Annotated in this window: 16 protein-coding genes; 10 read left to right on the top strand and 6 right to left on the bottom strand. The window is 62.8% G+C overall.

The features are described 5' to 3' along the window. Positions 1-76: 76 nt before the first annotated feature. Complete coding sequence (locus V8P86_RS00450; protein ID WP_336325264.1) at positions 77-1,159, top strand: geranylgeranyl reductase family protein; 1,083 nt, start codon at positions 77-79, stop codon at positions 1,157-1,159. Between the two features lie 15 nt (positions 1,160-1,174). Here V8P86_RS00450 and folP read toward each other — a convergent pair whose 3' ends face one another. From folP to V8P86_RS00465, 3 genes are all read right to left on the bottom strand, one after another. Beyond that, positions 1,175-3,667, bottom strand: coding sequence for a dihydropteroate synthase (folP, locus tag V8P86_RS00455; protein ID WP_336325265.1), 2,493 nt, complete (start codon positions 3,665-3,667; stop codon positions 1,175-1,177). 40 nt (positions 3,668-3,707) lie between these two features. Then, entirely contained in the window at positions 3,708-4,070 is a 363-nt protein-coding gene (locus V8P86_RS00460) for a DUF7538 family protein (protein WP_336325266.1), read from the bottom strand. 341 nt (positions 4,071-4,411) lie between these two features. Beyond that, on the bottom strand, positions 4,412-4,693 hold the full coding sequence (locus V8P86_RS00465) for a DUF7091 family protein (RefSeq protein WP_336325267.1): 282 nt from the start codon (positions 4,691-4,693) through the stop codon (positions 4,412-4,414). Positions 4,694-4,765: 72 nt separating this feature from the next. On the opposite strand from V8P86_RS00465, the gene V8P86_RS00470 reads away from it, so the two are divergent. After that, the gene (locus V8P86_RS00470; protein WP_336325268.1) at positions 4,766-5,227 is read left to right on the top strand and encodes a metal-dependent hydrolase; all 462 of its coding nucleotides are present in this window, start codon (positions 4,766-4,768) and stop codon (positions 5,225-5,227) included. An 8-nt stretch (positions 5,228-5,235) separates the two neighbouring features. Here the strand turns inward: V8P86_RS00470 and V8P86_RS00475 are convergent, their stop codons facing one another. Next, a complete protein-coding gene (locus V8P86_RS00475) occupies positions 5,236-6,258 on the bottom strand; it encodes a threonine ammonia-lyase (RefSeq protein WP_336325269.1) in 1,023 nt (340 codons plus the stop codon). Between the two features lie 156 nt (positions 6,259-6,414). Between V8P86_RS00475 and V8P86_RS00480 the strand changes: the two genes are divergently transcribed. The 7 genes from V8P86_RS00480 (at position 6,415) to V8P86_RS00510 (ending at position 14,388) form a co-directional block, all read left to right on the top strand. Next, positions 6,415-7,359, top strand: a complete 945-nt coding sequence (locus tag V8P86_RS00480; RefSeq protein ID WP_336325270.1) for a replication factor A — start codon at positions 6,415-6,417, stop codon at positions 7,357-7,359. Next, on the top strand, positions 7,360-7,956 hold the full coding sequence (locus V8P86_RS00485) for an RPA family protein (RefSeq protein ID WP_336325271.1): 597 nt from the start codon (positions 7,360-7,362) through the stop codon (positions 7,954-7,956). It abuts the gene before it with no gap. 117 nt (positions 7,957-8,073) lie between these two features. Next, positions 8,074-8,520, top strand: a complete 447-nt coding sequence (locus V8P86_RS00490; RefSeq protein ID WP_336325272.1) for a DUF8146 domain-containing protein — start codon at positions 8,074-8,076, stop codon at positions 8,518-8,520. A 12-nt stretch (positions 8,521-8,532) separates the two neighbouring features. Further along, entirely contained in the window at positions 8,533-9,387 is an 855-nt protein-coding gene (locus V8P86_RS00495) for a DUF2250 domain-containing protein (protein ID WP_336325273.1), read from the top strand. A gap of 115 nt (positions 9,388-9,502) precedes the next feature. Further along, a complete protein-coding gene (locus V8P86_RS00500; protein WP_336325274.1) occupies positions 9,503-11,020 on the top strand; it encodes an ABC transporter substrate-binding protein in 1,518 nt (505 codons plus the stop codon). 58 nt (positions 11,021-11,078) lie between these two features. After that, complete coding sequence (gene purL / locus V8P86_RS00505) at positions 11,079-13,226, top strand: phosphoribosylformylglycinamidine synthase subunit PurL (RefSeq protein WP_336325275.1); 2,148 nt, start codon at positions 11,079-11,081, stop codon at positions 13,224-13,226. Positions 13,227-13,308: 82 nt separating this feature from the next. Beyond that, positions 13,309-14,388 (top strand): DUF7115 domain-containing protein, encoded by a 1,080-nt coding sequence (locus V8P86_RS00510; protein ID WP_336325276.1) that lies wholly within the window; start codon positions 13,309-13,311, stop codon positions 14,386-14,388. A gap of 1 nt (position 14,389) precedes the next feature. Here the strand turns inward: V8P86_RS00510 and V8P86_RS00515 are convergent, their stop codons facing one another. Next, entirely contained in the window at positions 14,390-14,770 is a 381-nt protein-coding gene (locus V8P86_RS00515; RefSeq protein WP_336325277.1) for a DUF5830 family protein, read from the bottom strand. Positions 14,771-14,830: 60 nt separating this feature from the next. Here V8P86_RS00515 and V8P86_RS00520 point away from each other — a divergent pair, with 60 nt between their 5' ends. Further along, a complete protein-coding gene (locus tag V8P86_RS00520) occupies positions 14,831-15,493 on the top strand; it encodes a TVP38/TMEM64 family protein (protein WP_336325278.1) in 663 nt (220 codons plus the stop codon). On the opposite strand, the gene V8P86_RS00525 is transcribed toward V8P86_RS00520, so the two are convergent. Continuing rightward, positions 15,487-15,606, bottom strand: coding sequence for an HVO_2523 family zinc finger protein (locus V8P86_RS00525; RefSeq protein WP_336325279.1), 120 nt, complete (start codon positions 15,604-15,606; stop codon positions 15,487-15,489). The two genes, V8P86_RS00520 and V8P86_RS00525, sit on opposite strands and share 7 nt — an antisense overlap. Positions 15,607-15,639: the final 33 nt, after the last annotated feature.

Below are 15,639 nucleotides of genomic sequence, written 5' to 3' on the forward strand. Positions count from 1 at the left end.
ATTTGATTGTGATCCTCCGACCGCTGTCGCTGGCCCTAACCGTGAGTGCTTTGCTGGTGGGCGCGTACTGTCAGGTATGCACGACTTTCTGGTGGTCGGTGCCGGCCCCGCTGGGTCGCGCTTTGCCCGCCGCGCGGCCGAACGGGGCCACGACGTGGTCGCCTTCGAGCAGGGCGAAGTCGGCAAACCACTGGCCTGCTCGGGTCACGTGAGCACGGATATCTGGTCGTTCGTCCCCGACGACGCGAAATCTCGGCTCAAACAGAACGAGATCCGTGGTGCGCGGTTTCACACTGGCGGTCCCGAAAGCGACGCCCACCGCTTCTACAAGCAGGAACAGATCTCGAACGTCATCGACCGCGTCGAACTCGACCGCACACTCGCCGACGCCGCGCGCGATACGGGCGCGGACGTTCGCGAACAGCACACCGTCGTCGAGCTTGAGGAGCGACGGGACTGGGTTGAGGTGCGCGTGCGCGGTCCCGACGGGGTCGAGACTCACCGCGGCCGGATGGTCGTCGGCTGTGATGGGCCACAGTCTCGTGTTAGAAATTCGGTCGGTCTCCCAGACCCCGAGGAGTTGCTTCACGGCGTGCTCGGCTTCACCGACGAACCGGACCACGAGGAGTTCGTTGACGTTCACCTCACTATCCCGCGGTTTTTCGCCTGGCGGATCCCCCGCGGCGACGCCGGTGTCGAGTACGGATTAGCGACGCCACCGAGCGACGACGTCTCCGCTCAGTTCGAGGAGTTCGTCTCGGGCTACGGCGTCGAAACAAATCGCCGCTGTTCGGGGCTCATCCCCATCGGGCCGCCGGAGCAGACCCAGACTGGCCGGGTCTTCCTGCTCGGTGACGCCGCGGGCCAGAACAAACCGTTCACAGGCGGCGGCATCCTCTACGGCATGACTGCCGCCGACATCGCCGCAGATGTTGTCGATCCAGCCGATCCGACGACGCTCGAAACCTACGAACAGGCCTGGCGCGACGAACTCGAATCTGACATCGCGCTGGGTCAACTCGTCCGGGCGGGTTACTCACTGCCCGAGCAGGTCCAAGAGGTCGGGATGAAGCTGTTCGAGGGCGAAATTGGCGTCCACATGGACCGGCCGAGCACGCTCTTCTCGCGGGAGCAACTGCGGGCGATGCTCTCGCGGTAGAAAACCGCCGCTGTTCTAGTCCTGATCGAACGGATTCCGAGCGGCACCAACAACGTCGACGGCCGCTCTGTTGGGTGCAACGTCGTGCACGCGGACGATATCGGCACCCCGCTCGGCCGCCAGCGCCGTCGCCGCGACGGTCGGATCGGACCGTTCGCCAGCATTGCGGTCGACCAACTCGAACATCGACTTGTGTGAGTGGCCAACCAGAATTGGACAGCCCAACCCCCGAAACTCGCCGATCCGGCCGAGCAACTCGAAACTCTCCGCCGAACTCTTGCCGAAGCCCAGTCCTGGGTCGATGATGATCTGCGAGCGATCCAGCCCCGCCTTCTCGGCGAGCAGAATCCGTTCGGTCAGCGAGTCGATCACGTCCTCGACGACATCGTCGTAGTGGATGTCTGAATCCGGGTCGACCGGAGCGTTGATCGAGTGCATCACGACGACCGGTACGTCGTAATCGGCGGCGACGAGTCGCATCTCCGGATCTTCGAGACCCGACACGTCGTTGAGGATGTCAGCACCTGCGTCCAGCGCCGCCCGCGCCACTTCGGCCTTCCGGGTGTCGACTGAGACCAGCGCGTCGAGGTCGTTGATCCGCTCGACGACTGGTAGCACGCGGGCCTTCTCCTCCTCGACGGGGACGGGGTCCGCGCCGGGGCGGGTCGACTCTCCGCCTACGTCGATGATATCCGCGCCGGCCTCGATCATCTCCTCAGCGCGCTCGACGGCGTCCGATTGTGCCTCGTACTCGCCGCCGTCGTGGAAGCTATCCGGCGTGACGTTGAGAATGCCCATCACGGCGGTGCCATCCTCCCACGGATAGCCTCGGTGGTCAGGGTCGGTGCCGATGTCGAGGGTTTCGCGGAGTTCGTCGGCGAAGGGCGCGAGGCCGTAGGGCTGGCCATCGAGTTTCTCCGCGAGTCGTCGAAACTGCGCCATCGTTCCCATCATCACGACGCCGAGATTCTCCCGGTCCTGATCGTTGAGCCCGGAGACCGCACACTCGCCGCCCAGTGAGAGCAGTTCCTCTTTGAGATACTGCGCCTGTCGCGGCTGAACACGGGTCTTGAGGATCCGGTGGACGGCCTTGCCGCGCATCCGCCACTGGCCGGCGTCGGTGACGTGGGCGTCCCGCAGCGTCTCTTTGGCTTCCGGGATCGAATCGATACGCTTCGGAATCTTCGCCCGCGCCCAGCGCGTACGTGCCTCCGCGACGGTATAGAGCGACCCTGTGACCAGCACGCAGTCGTCGTTGCCCGCCTCGGCGAGTACGTCCTTGACTGCACCGGCAACGTCCGCACGCGAATCGACTGCTGCATCTGTCTCCTCCTCGAAAACGTGGGCCAACACGTCGGCGTCCTCTGCCCGGTCGAGATTCGGTCGACAGGCAGTCACCGTGTCGGGATCGAAGGCCTGGGCGATCCCGCGGTGATCTTTGTCGGCCATCACGCCGACGACGAGATGCAGATTCTCGAACTCGAACTCAGAGAGCGTCTCGGCGACGCACTCACAGCCGTTGGGATTGTGCGCGCCGTCGAGGACGACCAGTGGGTCCTCGTCCATGATCTCGAAGCGACCGGGCCAGTGGGCGTTTCTGAGTCCCCGTGCGAGGATTTGCTCGTTCAGCCCCGACTGCTCGCCCGCCAGTTCCGCAGGCGGATCGATGTCGCCGACGGCATCGAGTTCGACGATCTGTCTGGCGAGTGTCGCCGCCACACCTGCATTGCTCGCCTGGTGACGGCCCAGCAGCGGGAGTTTCGTTTCGACTCCCCACTGCTCGCTGTCGACTGTGACTGCACCTTCCAGTCCCTCGCGACCGTCGTAGGTGGCGGTCACGTCGACTTCGTCGCCCTCGCTGCCGACGACGACCGTCTCGCCGACGACTCCCTGAATCGCATCGAGTGCATCGCCGGATGCGCCCGTGACGAGCGGTCCGTTGTCGGGTGCGACGCCGGCGAGATCGCGGGCGATCGTCTCGACGTCTTCGCCCAGAATCTCGGTGTGTTCGAGCGTGACCGACGTGATTGCGCTCGTGACCGGATCGACGACACTGGTCGCGTCGTGGGTGCCGCCGATACCGACTTCGAGAATCGCGATATCCACGTCCTGACGGCCAAACTCCCAGAGGGCAAGCGCCGTGATCGTCTCGAAAAAGGTCGGCGCGTCGCCCGCGGCCGCACGGTCGGTGACGTGTTCACCGATCTCCTCGGCGAATTCGACCAGCGACTGTTCGGCGAGTTTGCGGCCGTTGATCCGGACGCGTTCGCGAATATCGTCGAGATGGGGAGAGGTGTAGAGTCCAACGTCCAGTCCAGCAGAGCGAAGAACCGACTCGACCATACGCGCGGTCGAGCCCTTGCCGTTGCTGCCCGCAATCTGCACGCACGGCACCCCTTCGTGGGGGTCTCCGAGCGCGTCGAGTAGCTCCCGGGTCGCGTCTGTCCCCGGCCGGGAGCCGAATCGGCGTAGATCCAGCAGGTAATTCGCCGCCTGATGAAACCTCATGCCTGATCTGATCGGTGCTGTGCTCTTGGAACTGACGGTTTCAGAGGGTCCGCTCGTCGACGGCTGGATCGATCCCTGCCGCCGCCAGGTCCTCGCGGATCCGCTCGCGTAGCGGGTCGGGAACCGTCTCTCTCCCAACTGGCACGGCCGTCTCACCGGCGTCCTCGGGCGGGACCTTCCAGTACAGCGTACACTCACTCGGCGCGTAGTACTCGATACTGTACCGATCTGTCGCGCCGCTGTAATGGACTCGTGCTGCTGAGCCGTCGACACGCCACCCCTCCTGATCGGCGAGTCCGTCCAGTGGATCTGTCTCCTCTGTCACTGATCCATCACCGTCGGAGTCCGGTGTCGGAACGCCCGGCGACCCCGCGTTTGCTGACTCGTCCCCGTCGTCGGTCATACGCTCCGTTGGGCCGCCCCGATGCTACCGGTTACGGTTCTTTGCCGGAGATGAGGGATCTTTCACACTGTCAGCCAGTACTGCTGACCAGACGAGCGAGCCGATTCCGAGCAGTGCCACGAACATCACTCCCAGCCGAATCAGCTGGCCTTGGAAGACGAATGCCCTCTCTGGGAACAAGAAGGACAAAAAGAGATATCCAACGGCCGAGACGCTGACAAGCAACGAGAGGACGCTGATCCAGAATCGCACCACGGCCTTCATATCCCACGCTCTTCCGTCGCGAAATATCCCTTTTTTGGTAGCGAAACCCCTCCTCTCCAAGTTATGGCTCGCGCAGTTTACCACGTCTCGATACAGCCGTCCCGGATGTCCTCGGCACAACCCTCACAGTCAGGGTGGCCGTCCTCGAAACAGGCCGGCCGTGCCTCCTCGTCGAGTTCGACGGCGCGTTTCTCGGCGTGGCGGCGACAGACGATTCGAACTTTACCGTCCTCGGTCGGCAGATCCGCCCGCGCCGCAATCCGTGCCTCGCTGAACGCCCGCCGCGCCTGTTCGTACTGGCGGCCGGCGTCCTGCAGTTTGTCCTTGAGAAACCGCGAGACACGATCCGAATCGGTCATACCATTCTTTGGGTCGGCCAGTTGAAATATCTGTGCCAGTCGGGTTAAGACTCCCCGGCCGCTACCGCCGGTATGCAACGTCCCGGCCACGTCGGTGCCGCACTGCTGGGCTATCTTCCACTCGGTGCCAGTCTGCACTACGCCGAGGAAGTGAGGTTGGCTCTGCTCGGACTCCTCCTCGCCGTGGCCGTCGCTTCGCTGCCGGATTCCGATCAAGGGCTGCCGATCCAGCACCGCGGGCCGACACACACCGTCTGGTTCGTGGCAGCCTGTACCGTCATCGCGGGTTGTACAGGCTGGCTGTTCGGAACGCCGGCAGTCGGTCTCGTGGTCGGGAACGCAACTGGCCTGTCGCTTGCCTCCCACCTCGTCGCCGATAGCATCACCCCGATGGGGATCCGTCCGTATCTCCCACTCTCCGCCCGTGAACACTGCTTCGATCTCGTCTACGCCGCAAACGCAAAAGCGAACTACGTCATCTTCGGTGTCGGCGTCGCCGCCACGGTGGTCGTCCACGTCCCGCTGCTGGTCTAAGCCGAGACTCACTCGCTCTCAATCAGCATCTCGAATTTTTCCGCGTCGATGTTCCGCCCAGAGATGGGGAAAACGACGGTGCTGTCTCGAATCCGGTCCGCGGATTGCTCTATCGCCGCGAGACTCGCCGCGCAGGCACCTTCCATGACGATTCGCTCGGATTCGTACAGCTCTCGGACGCCGCGTTTGATCGCCTCGTCGCTGACTAACTGGAATTCGTCGAGGTGATCTCGAAGAACCTCGGTCGTCAGCGCGAAAGGGACGCGTGTCGCGATTCCTTCTGCGAACGTCTCCATCCGGTCGTGCGGGTCGAGTGTTCCCTCGGAGTAGGCACGGTACATTGCGGGCGCATCCTCGGACTGAGCGCCGATCACGGTGGCGTCGGTCAGTTCGCCGACGGTGAGCGAGTAGCCCGCCGCCGACGATCCGCCGCCAATCGGACAGAACAGGTAGTCGATCTCGGGCAGATCCTCGACGACCTCGATTCCCGCGGTGCCAACACCCGCGATTAGATCTGCCTCGTTCGCCGAGTGGACGTATCGATACCCCTCTGAAGCAGCGAGTTCTTCAGCGTGCTCGCGCGCGTCGTCGAACGCGTCGCCGTGGAACCGAACGGTCGCGCCGTAGCGCTCCATTGCGGTCACTTTGGAGGGGTTCGCATCTTCGGGGACGACAATCGTGACTGGAATGTCGAAGGTTCGGCCAGCGAAGGCGACAGACTGGCCGTGGTTCCCGGTGCTCGCGGCGATCAATCCGCGGTCGCGGAATTCGTCACCGAGTCGCGCGCCGAGTGTGACGCCGCCGCGGACTTTGAACGCGCCCGTCGGAAGGGTGTCCTCCCGTTTCAGGTAGATATCGGCGTCGAACCGCGCGGAGAGCGCTTCGCTTCTGACCAGTGGCGTCCGTGGAAGGTGCCGGCTCACGATCTGTCGTGCAGCATATACGTCGGCCGTCGTCGGCGGTGTGCGGTCGTGATACGGGAACACTGTCGTCTCGTCCGGTGAATCGACCGGCTCGTACTCGCCGCTCATACCGTCAGTTCACGGCTGGCGGTTACTAAGAGGTACGGATGCGCCCCTGCCAGCACGGACAGTTCACTTTCACTCCGGTCACCTAACCTTTTATGTAATGGGGGGCCAAGCGACGTATGTCTCCCATTGAAAACAACGCGGAGACAGTGAACGCACATGACTGAGAGCGATTTGCAGACCCACGCGACAGAGATACACGAACAGTTTTCAGACCAGCTCGACGTTTCGGTCGACGAGGTTCAGGAGCGACTCGAAACGCTGGTCAACGAGTACAAAGTGCCCACCAGCGAGGCCCGCCGTAGCGTCGTCAACACCTATCTCGACGAGGCCGGGATGGAGCGAGACGACCTCGGCGGTGGCGGTGGCAGCGGTAACGACCGTGTCGAGGTCGCAGATATCGACAGTCCCGAAGAGTGGATCGATCTGACCGCGAAGGTCGTCGAACTCTGGGAGCCCAACAGCGACGCCGTCGCGCAGGTCGGCCTGCTCGGCGACGAAACCGGGACTGTGAAGTTCACCAAGTGGTCGAAATCCGATCTGCCCTCCCTCGACGAGGGTGAGGTCTACGACCTCCGCAACGTCGTCACCGACGAGTACCAGGGCCGGTTTTCGGTCAAACTCAACCGGACGACGACCATCGAACAACTGGACGAGGAACTGGAGGTTGGCGAAGACGCCGTCGAAATCGAGGGTGCACTCGTCGATATTCAGGCCGACTCCGGACTGATCAAACGCTGTCCCGAGGAGGACTGTACCCGTGTCCTCCAGAACGGTCGGTGTTCGGAACACGGTGAAGTCGAAGGCGAGTTCGACCTGCGGATCAAGGCCGTCATCGACGACGGGACGGATGTCCACGAGGTCATCTTCGACCGTGAACTGACTGAAGATCTCACGGGAATCTCACTCGACGAGGCCCAGGAGATGGCGATGGACGCCCTCGACACCTCCGTGGTGGCCGACGAGATGCACGAGAAAATCCTCGGTCGGTACTACCGGATCACCGGACCGACCTACGGCCGGTACGTGCTGGCCGACGAGGTCACGCGTGCACAGGGGGAAGTGGATCCAGATGCCGTGCTGATCAAAGCGAGGTCGATCTAAATGTCGAGTGTGCCAACCCGCGAAGTCGCACGCCGCGTCTTCGCACGCGAGTTCAACGATGCAACGTACACGTTCAAAGAGAGCGACGACGACCGCGCGCCGGTGTACGCGCTGTTGCCGACCGGCCAGCGAGCAAATCGGATCTTCATCGTCGGCACGCTCACCGAGACACAGGATGTCGGCGAAGACTCGGAGTACTGGCAGGGCCGAATCGTCGGCCCGAACGGCGGGACCTTCTTCACCTACGCCGGCCAGTACCAGCCAGATGCCGCCTCGATGCTCCGGGAACTCGAACCGCCGGCGTACGTTGCCGTCGTCGGCAAACCCCGGACCTACGAGACCGACGAAGGCGACGTGAACGTTTCCGTCCGACCCGAGTCGATCACGGAAGTCGACGAAGCGACCCGTGACCGCTGGGTGATCGAGACCGCCGAGCGAACCATCGACCGCATCCAGCACTATCAGGATGCCGAGGCCGACGAGTACGTCGAGATGGCCAGAGAGGAGTACGACTTGCCTGTCGATAACTACAAACAGGCCGCGATCGAGGCCCTGGAGAGTCTCGAAAGCGAACAGTCCGAAGCGACCGCAGACTGACCACACTGCCGAGCCCGATCGTCGTATCGGCTCGCGTGTGAGTTCCTAACACATACGTTCAGTAACATTTGTCTGACAAACGATTAAATACGAAGAGCATAGATTTTGTAGCTAGCTATGGGCAACAAGAACAAGACGATCTCCTTCCGCGTCAGTCAGGAGAAATTCGAGACCCTGCGCGGTATCGCGGAGGAGCGTGATATCTCGCTGTCTGCCGTCTTCCGGGACTACGTGGACTTGCTCGTTGCCCACGACGGCCAAGTCGAGGTCGTTCCCGAACACGAGATCAACGAGTCGACCGCCGAGAGTTCGACGGCGGAGAGTTTCCCGCCGAAAGTCGAAGTGCCGAAAAGCTTCGTTCGCGAGCACGAACGGCTGGAACTGGAGGCCGAACACCTCCGCGAGCAACTCGAAGAACACAAACGCTACGTGACGAAACTCCGCCAGGAACTCGACGAGTACGATCAGGAGGATATCGTCCACCTCGACGAACTCGACGGCGAGGGCGAAGAGGAAGAATCACCCTACCGGATCGGGAGCGACTTCGACGACTCACAGTTCTAACGGCTCTTTTCGATGGTCTCTCAGGCCGAGATCGACCGCCTCAGACGCGAAGCCGATACGATCATGACTCGTATCCACCGCGTCGAACAGGCGATCGAAGACGCTCGGAACGAGGCTGGCGATCACTGGGAAGAAGGGCTGACGCTGGATCTCGACGCGCCGGACGGAGAGACCATTTCTGTCGACATCGACATCGACGAGGACGCGGCGACCAACGCACAGCAGCGCTACGAGCGAGCGAAAGAACTGGAATCTGAACTCGATCGGAAGGAGAGCGTCGTCGGCGAACTGGCAGTCCTGCCGAGCGATCCACTCGCGTATCTCGTCTGCTACCATCTCGATACCGTCGAGGGAAACTATCCGCGTTCGATCTCGGGTCACCTCGACGCCCGCCACGAGCGGATCGACGACCTCTGTCAGGAACTCGAATCGGCCGGTGTCCTCGAACGGGTCGAGTCGGGGACGGTCAAACAGCGCAACGTCAAAGCCAAGATGGCCGACGAAGTCCGCCAACACCACACCTACTACCGCCTGTCTCGTGAGGGTGACCATCTCTTGCGGTTTCTCGCTACCGACGAGGGGAAAGCGAACGTCCTCAGACATCTCCCGGACGGCAAACGTATCGTCGAGCGGTTGGCCCGGGGCGGTCCCGACTATCCTCGGATGACTGCTGAGGAACTGGAGCTAGCATTCGAGCACGTCCGGCACTGTTACCGGGCGCTCCGGCGGGTCGGTCTCGTGACCGTCTACGAGGGAAGTACGATCAAGGCCAGCGAGCGAAAACTGAAACCGAAATCCGAGACCCATCGCAAACACACCTACTACATTGCTACCGATACCGCCGAGCAACTGCTCAGATCGGAGTGAATCGAGTTCGTTCCGGTCGTACCAACCTAGCTATGGCTAAAAATCGACCCAAGATAGCTAGACATGTCCCTCAGTTACAGAAACTTTCATACATTACACTGCCATGCGGTTACGTATGGATCCAGGGACCGTTTCTCGACGGCAGACACTCCGTGTGGCGGGTGTGGGTGCAGTCGCCGCGCTTGCGGGCTGTTCCGGGGGAGACGACGATGGTACCGACAATGGGGAGGAGAACGGAACGACGACCAGTCAGGGGAGCGCCGACGCCTTTACGATCGGTGTCTTGCAGGATATCACCGGCGCGAACGGCCCGGAGTTTGCACACCAGGGGCTGGCTGGCCTGTTGAGTGGCTTCGCCTACAAGAACAACCGCGATAGTCCCCTCCAGTTGGAGGACGACCCCGGTAGCCGAATCAACTGGTCAGAGAACGGCTACGGAACCGACCCGGCCGTCGTGATGGAGGAGTTGAACGGCGAGGTGCTTCGGTATACCGTCGACGATATCGAGGGGGCCGGCAGCGTCGAAATCGAGTTTCTGATCCGGGATACGGCCAGCGACGCCGAGACAGCCGCAAGCGTCGCGACCGAACTGATCGATCAGTGTGACCTCCTCTACGGGACGAGTAGCTCCGACGGAATCGTGCGGGTCAACAATCTCATTCTCAGCCAGACCGATATCCCGATGTTCGTCGGGCAGGGCTCGACCAGCCAGGTCACCGCCGATAGCGCACAGTGTCGCGACCAGTTGTTCCGGACGACGGAAAACACGGCGATGGTCTCTCGTGCAGGCGCGCTGAATCTCGTCGAAGACCCCGACATCTCGAAAGTCGCATTGCTTGGAGTCGACAGCAGTTTCGGGCGGGACGTCATCAGCAATTACCGACAGATCTTCGAAAACGAGGGCAGTACCGAATATATCGAACGGTTCGAGCCAGTCGGCCTCGTGACTGAGGGATGGCAGGAGATTCTCCAGGGGCTGCTCGGACCCGAGGGGAGCCACACCGATACCGACGCAGTCGTCATCGGGGCGACTGGACAGACGGCGACATTTTATGCTGAGGCATTCCTGGAGGGGGGATACGAACAGACGACGTTCAGTCAGGCACCGTCACGACTGACCTTCCGGGAGGTCGGTGAAAGCGCGCTCGATGCGGTCGAGGCCCAGACGGGAAGCCGAGAAATCTCGAAGTTCGTCGTCGATAATCTGCTCCCATTCGGCCCGATCGCCTGCCGGTACTTCTGGAACCAGTACGACAACGAGGTCAACGACTGGTTGACCGAGAACCACAGAGCGGCCTACGGCGTCGTTCCAGACATGTTCACTGGCTCGGCCTTTGCAACCGCCTCGGCAATCGTCCAGGCGTTCGAGGCGGCCGGGACGGCCGACAGTTCCGCGATACTCGACGAGGTTCCCGGCATGGCCGTCCGGGACACGCCCAAAGGCGAGGAAGAGTACGTCTTTCAGGAGTACAACAATCAGGCCCGCTCGCCCGTGACAATCGCAGAGTACACGCCACGGTCGGAGGCGAAGTGGTCGGCAGCACTCCAGCCGAGTGAGCCGATCAATCGGATCGATAAGGGGCTGACGACGATTCCGGAAGACGATCCGCGGATGACCTGTGACCTCTCCTGAAACGCGGGCTGGCCGCGCATAGAAAGCGCTTTCACCGCCGTGGGGCAATCACTCCACAATGAGTCTGGCCGATTCCGATCACGAACTCGTCGTCGACCATCTCGGTCGTGAGCCGACACCGGCGGAGGCGGCACTGTTCGAGAACCTCTGGAGCGAACACTGCGCCTATCGCTCCTCGCGACCGCTGCTTGGCGCGTTCGACTCCGAGGCCGAACAGGTCGTCGTCGGTCCCGGCGACGACGCCGCTGTCGTCTCACTTCCAGTCGGGGAGGACGGCTCCGAGGCCTACATCACGATGGGTATCGAGAGTCACAACCACCCCTCTTACGTCGATCCGTTCGACGGCGCAGCGACCGGCGTCGGCGGCATCGTTCGGGACACTCTCTCGATGGGTGCCTATCCCATCGCACTCGCGGACTCGCTGTACTTCGGCGACTTCGACCGCGAACACTCCCGCTATCTCTTCGAGGGTGTCGTCGAGGGAATCAGCCACTACGGCAACTGTATCGGCGTCCCCACAGTAACGGGAAGCGTCGCCTTCCACGACGATTACGAGGGCAATCCGCTCGTCAACGTCGCCTGTATCGGCCTGATCGACGACCCGGACCGACTGGTCACCGCCGTGGCACAAGAGCCCGGTAACAAACTCGTCCTCGTCGGCAACGGAACCGGCCGCGACGGACTCGGTGGCGCGTCTTTCGCCAGCGAAGATCTCTCGGAAGACGCCGAGACGGAGGACCGACCTGCGGTGCAGGTCGGTGACCCCTACACCGAGAAACTGCTGATCGAGGCCAGCGAGCAGTTGGTCGACGAGAATCTGATCGAGTCCGCACGGGACCTCGGCGCAGCGGGACTCGGCGGGGCATCCAGCGAGATGGTCGCCAAGGGCGGCCTCGGTGCCGATATTGAACTCGAAGCCGTCCACCAGCGCGAGCCGAATATGAGCGCGCTGGAAATCCTGCTCTCCGAGTCACAGGAGCGGATGTGTTACGAGGTCAAGCCCGAGAACGTCGACGAGGTGAAGGCCATCGCCGAGCGCTACGATCTCGGTGCCTCCGTCATCGGTGACGTGACCGACGGCAACTACCGTTGTTCCTTCGAAGGCGAGACGGTCGTGGACGTGGACGCACACTTCCTCGGCGAAGGCGCGCCGATGAACGATCTGCCGACCGAACCACAACCTGGCGTCGAGCGCGACCTGCCCGACGTGGACCTGGAGACGGCGCTCGAATCCGTGCTGTCCAGTCCGAACACCGCCTCGAAACGCTGGGTCTACCGCCAGTACGACCACGAAGTGCAGGTCCGCACGTCTGTCCGGCCGGGCGACGACGCTGCCGTCCTCTCCGTCCGCGAGGCCGATGTGGGACTGGCATTCAGTTCCGGGGCCGACCCGAACTGGACCGACGCCGCGCCCTACGACGGCGCGCGGGCAGTCGCACTGGAGAACGCGACGAACCTCGCGGCCAAAGGTGCGCTCCCGCACGCTGCCGTGGACTGTCTCAACGGCGGCAACCCCGAGAAACCCGACGTGTATGGCGGCTTCTCGGATATCGTCGACGGGCTTTCAGACATGTGCAGCAATCTCGGTATTCCGGTCGTCGGCGGGAACGTCTCGCTGTACAACGACTCGCCGACCGGACCGATCCCACCGACGCCGACACTGGCCGTCGTGGGCACGAAAGAGAGCTACGACGCCCCGCCGCTGTCGCTGTCGGGCGAAGGGACGGTTCTCGTCGTCGGCGACCGGACGCTCGCGGGCGACCGTGATGGAAAGCTCGGTGGCTCGGAGTACCTCGCGCAGTTCGGCGGGAGCGACGAGTTCCCGGCCGTGCCCGACGATCCCAGCGACTTCGTCGAGACGGCCGCTGCGGTCGCGGATCGTGAGAGTACGCTCGCAAACCACGACGTGAGCCACGGCGGCCTCGCGGTGACGCTCGCCGAGATGGTCACAGAGGAGGCGGGCGCCTCGGTCACCATCGACGGCTCACTTCCAGCGCTGTTCGACGAACAGCCTGGCCGGATCGTCCTCGAAACGACCGCGCCCGAGGAAGTTCGCGCAGCCTTCGACGGAATCGCGCCGGTCGTCGAACTCGGGACCGCCGACGAGTCTGGGAGCCTCTCGCTTTCGCTCGACGGCGAATCGGTCGCCCTCGACGTAGAGACGATTCGAGAGTACCGAAACGTCATCGAAGACACGCTGGAGTAATTCCGTTCACTGCCCGGTTGAATTTACTCAGGACCCGGCTGTGACCCGCGGATTTATATATACTGGCGGGAACATCCCGAGCATGGAGATACCGGATCGGATCACACAGGCCGCCGAGGGGGAGACGATCCAGTCAGCGGTAAGTCTGGGCGACGAGGACGTTATCTGTTTCACCCCGACGCGGACGCTTCTGTACCGCGGTGAGGGGCTGTTGAGCGACGAGTCCGTCGAGAGCTACGGTCACGACATCGAGCGGTTGAACGTCTCGGAAGGCCGGCGGAAGACGACCTTCGCACTCGAATACGTCGACAGCGTCGAGAAATTCAAGGTGACGAGCAGTCGGACCGACCAGGTCCTCTCGCGACTGCTCGCCGGAGTGCTCGGGACAGCCGGCGTGCTCGGCGATGAAGAGTCGGTCGCCGGTGTCTTTCTGTTCAGCGAACTCACGCTCATCGTGACGGATTCGCGGCTGGTCAAACACGTCGGCGCGTACGTCTGGGACCCGGATTTCGAGGAGTACGCCTTCGAGGACGTGACGGGACTTGACTTCGAGGAAGGAAGCGTCGCCACGCAAATTGTCATCTCTGTCAGCGGTCGACCGGAGCGGATCAAAGCACCCAGCGACGACGCCCGCCGACTCCGGCAGACGCTGACGAACGCACTCTTTGCGTACTACGACGTCGACTCGCTGGACGCGTTGAACGAGAAAATCGGCCACAAGCCCGAACCGGACTCCGAGCCGACAGGGACCGAAGGGCTTGGACTCGACGAGAACATCTCACCGCTGGTCGGCGATACCAGCGAGGAGTCGGCCGACTCGGAGACGACAGCAGCGTCCCCGTCTACAGAGTCGGAGACGACCAGCCAGGAGAGCGACAGCCCGACCGTCGCGGGCGACGGCCCGGCGGTCGTTACCGAAGAGTCGACCGACACGGCCGTTCCTGAGGAGAGCACCGCCTCCTCGGGGCCCGGTGATGCCACCGACGCGCCGGCGCAGCACTCGGGCACTGCCGAAGAACTCGACGAACTACGCGAACAGGTCGCGGCGCTCACCGAGGCCGTTGAAGCCCAGCAGGAACAACTCGCCGAACAGAGCGATGAACTCCAGACCCAGCGCGAGACCATCCAGCAGTTGATCGAAGAACTCCGTCGCCAGACCTAAACTACTCCCGCCCGGTGACTTTTCTGATACACGAGGAGCCGAAGGGGCCGTGTTCGCCGGCCTGAAACTGGATGAAATAGCCCGTCGAGATGTCTGAGCCACAGCGCTTGCAGGTAAACTCCCCTTCTCGTTCGATCACGTCGGCCTCGAAACTGAGGAAGGATCCGGAATTGGTGTGGATGACGCCGTCCTCTCGGTCGATGATCCCGCGCATCTCCGCGGTATCGAGGATCTCTCTGGTGACCGCGGGGTCGGTCGTCACCGTTTCGATGCGGTCGATGGCATCAGAGAGGTCTAGCTGTTGGTCTTCGCAGTGAGCCAGTAGTTCGACCCCGAGCTCGATTCGGTCGCGGACGGGATCGGTCGGTGGATCACTCGTCACAACTTGGGTGTTGGACGCCGACCACAAAGCGTTTGATGCCGTAGGACGGCATTCCTGGTAATGGGCGTCGCGACCAGACGACAACTGCTCGGGCTGGCCGGCCTGGTGAGCGTTGCCGGCCTCGCGGCGGTGGTGTTCTCCCCCGGCGCAGTGCTGGGCGGCCTCGAAGAACTCGCTGCTCGACCGCTCATCTTCGGTGTCGCACTGGGCGCACTCTATCTCGTCCGTCCGTTTCTGCTGTGGCCCGTCACCTCCGTTGCGGTGCTGTTGGGCTATCTCTACGGCCCCGCCGCCGGATTCGGCCTCGCAATCGCCGGCGCGGCACTGACGGCACTGCCGCCGTATCTGATCGGCCGGTACGCCAACGACGATATCGGACTCTTTGGCTACGTCAGCGACACTGCCGAACAGTTCTTCTCGGCGACCGGTGACGTGCGCGGCGTCGTTGCGGCCCGATTCTCGCCGGTCCCCGGCGATCCAATCTCCTACGCCGCGGGGCTGTCCGGGCTTTCAGCCGGCCCGTTCCTGCTGGGGACGATGATCGGAGAGGTTCCATGGGCTTTCGTCGCGGTCTTTGCCGGGGCATCGATGCGCACGCTCGACCTCTCCTCCTTTTCGATCCAGCCAGAACTGGTCGTCGCGCTCGCTGGCCTCGCCGTGTTATTGCTCGCCGGACCGGCATACCGCCGAGTGCAGTCCGGTAGCTCGCCGGAGAGTCAGTAAAACGTATCAGAACAGTCGTAGACGACGCCGTGTTGCGGACAGACGTACTTGCAGTGACGGCGGTACATCGGCTGTTCGCACTGCGGGCACGGTCGGCCGCCGTCCTCACTCATTGTTGGCTCCGTAGTGTCTGCAGACGGAACGCT

The organism is Halovenus anhuiensis, from assembly GCF_037080055.1.
Classification (GTDB): domain Archaea; phylum Halobacteriota; class Halobacteria; order Halobacteriales; family Haloarculaceae; genus Halovenus.

Excerpts from the sequence above, each read along its gene's own strand:
- V8P86_RS00520 (WP_336325278.1), top strand. The coding sequence starts at position 14,831 with ATGGGCGTCGCGACCAGACGACAACTGCTCGGGCTGGCCGGCCTGGTG.
- purL (WP_336325275.1), top strand. The coding sequence starts at position 11,079 with ATGAGTCTGGCCGATTCCGATCACGAACTCGTCGTCGACCATCTCGGT.
- V8P86_RS00465 (WP_336325267.1), bottom strand. The coding sequence starts at position 4,693 with ATGACCGATTCGGATCGTGTCTCGCGGTTTCTCAAGGACAAACTGCAG.
- V8P86_RS00470 (WP_336325268.1), top strand. The coding sequence starts at position 4,766 with ATGCAACGTCCCGGCCACGTCGGTGCCGCACTGCTGGGCTATCTTCCA.
- V8P86_RS00510 (WP_336325276.1), top strand. The coding sequence starts at position 13,309 with ATGGAGATACCGGATCGGATCACACAGGCCGCCGAGGGGGAGACGATC.
- V8P86_RS00485 (WP_336325271.1), top strand. The coding sequence starts at position 7,360 with ATGTCGAGTGTGCCAACCCGCGAAGTCGCACGCCGCGTCTTCGCACGC.
- V8P86_RS00500 (WP_336325274.1), top strand. The coding sequence starts at position 9,503 with ATGGATCCAGGGACCGTTTCTCGACGGCAGACACTCCGTGTGGCGGGT.
- V8P86_RS00525 (WP_336325279.1), bottom strand. The coding sequence starts at position 15,606 with ATGAGTGAGGACGGCGGCCGACCGTGCCCGCAGTGCGAACAGCCGATG.
- V8P86_RS00475 (WP_336325269.1), bottom strand. The coding sequence starts at position 6,258 with ATGAGCGGCGAGTACGAGCCGGTCGATTCACCGGACGAGACGACAGTG.
- V8P86_RS00480 (WP_336325270.1), top strand. The coding sequence starts at position 6,415 with ATGACTGAGAGCGATTTGCAGACCCACGCGACAGAGATACACGAACAG.
- V8P86_RS00490 (WP_336325272.1), top strand. The coding sequence starts at position 8,074 with ATGGGCAACAAGAACAAGACGATCTCCTTCCGCGTCAGTCAGGAGAAA.
- folP (WP_336325265.1), bottom strand. The coding sequence starts at position 3,667 with ATGAGGTTTCATCAGGCGGCGAATTACCTGCTGGATCTACGCCGATTC.
- V8P86_RS00450 (WP_336325264.1), top strand. The coding sequence starts at position 77 with ATGCACGACTTTCTGGTGGTCGGTGCCGGCCCCGCTGGGTCGCGCTTT.
- V8P86_RS00495 (WP_336325273.1), top strand. The coding sequence starts at position 8,533 with ATGGTCTCTCAGGCCGAGATCGACCGCCTCAGACGCGAAGCCGATACG.
- V8P86_RS00460 (WP_336325266.1), bottom strand. The coding sequence starts at position 4,070 with ATGACCGACGACGGGGACGAGTCAGCAAACGCGGGGTCGCCGGGCGTT.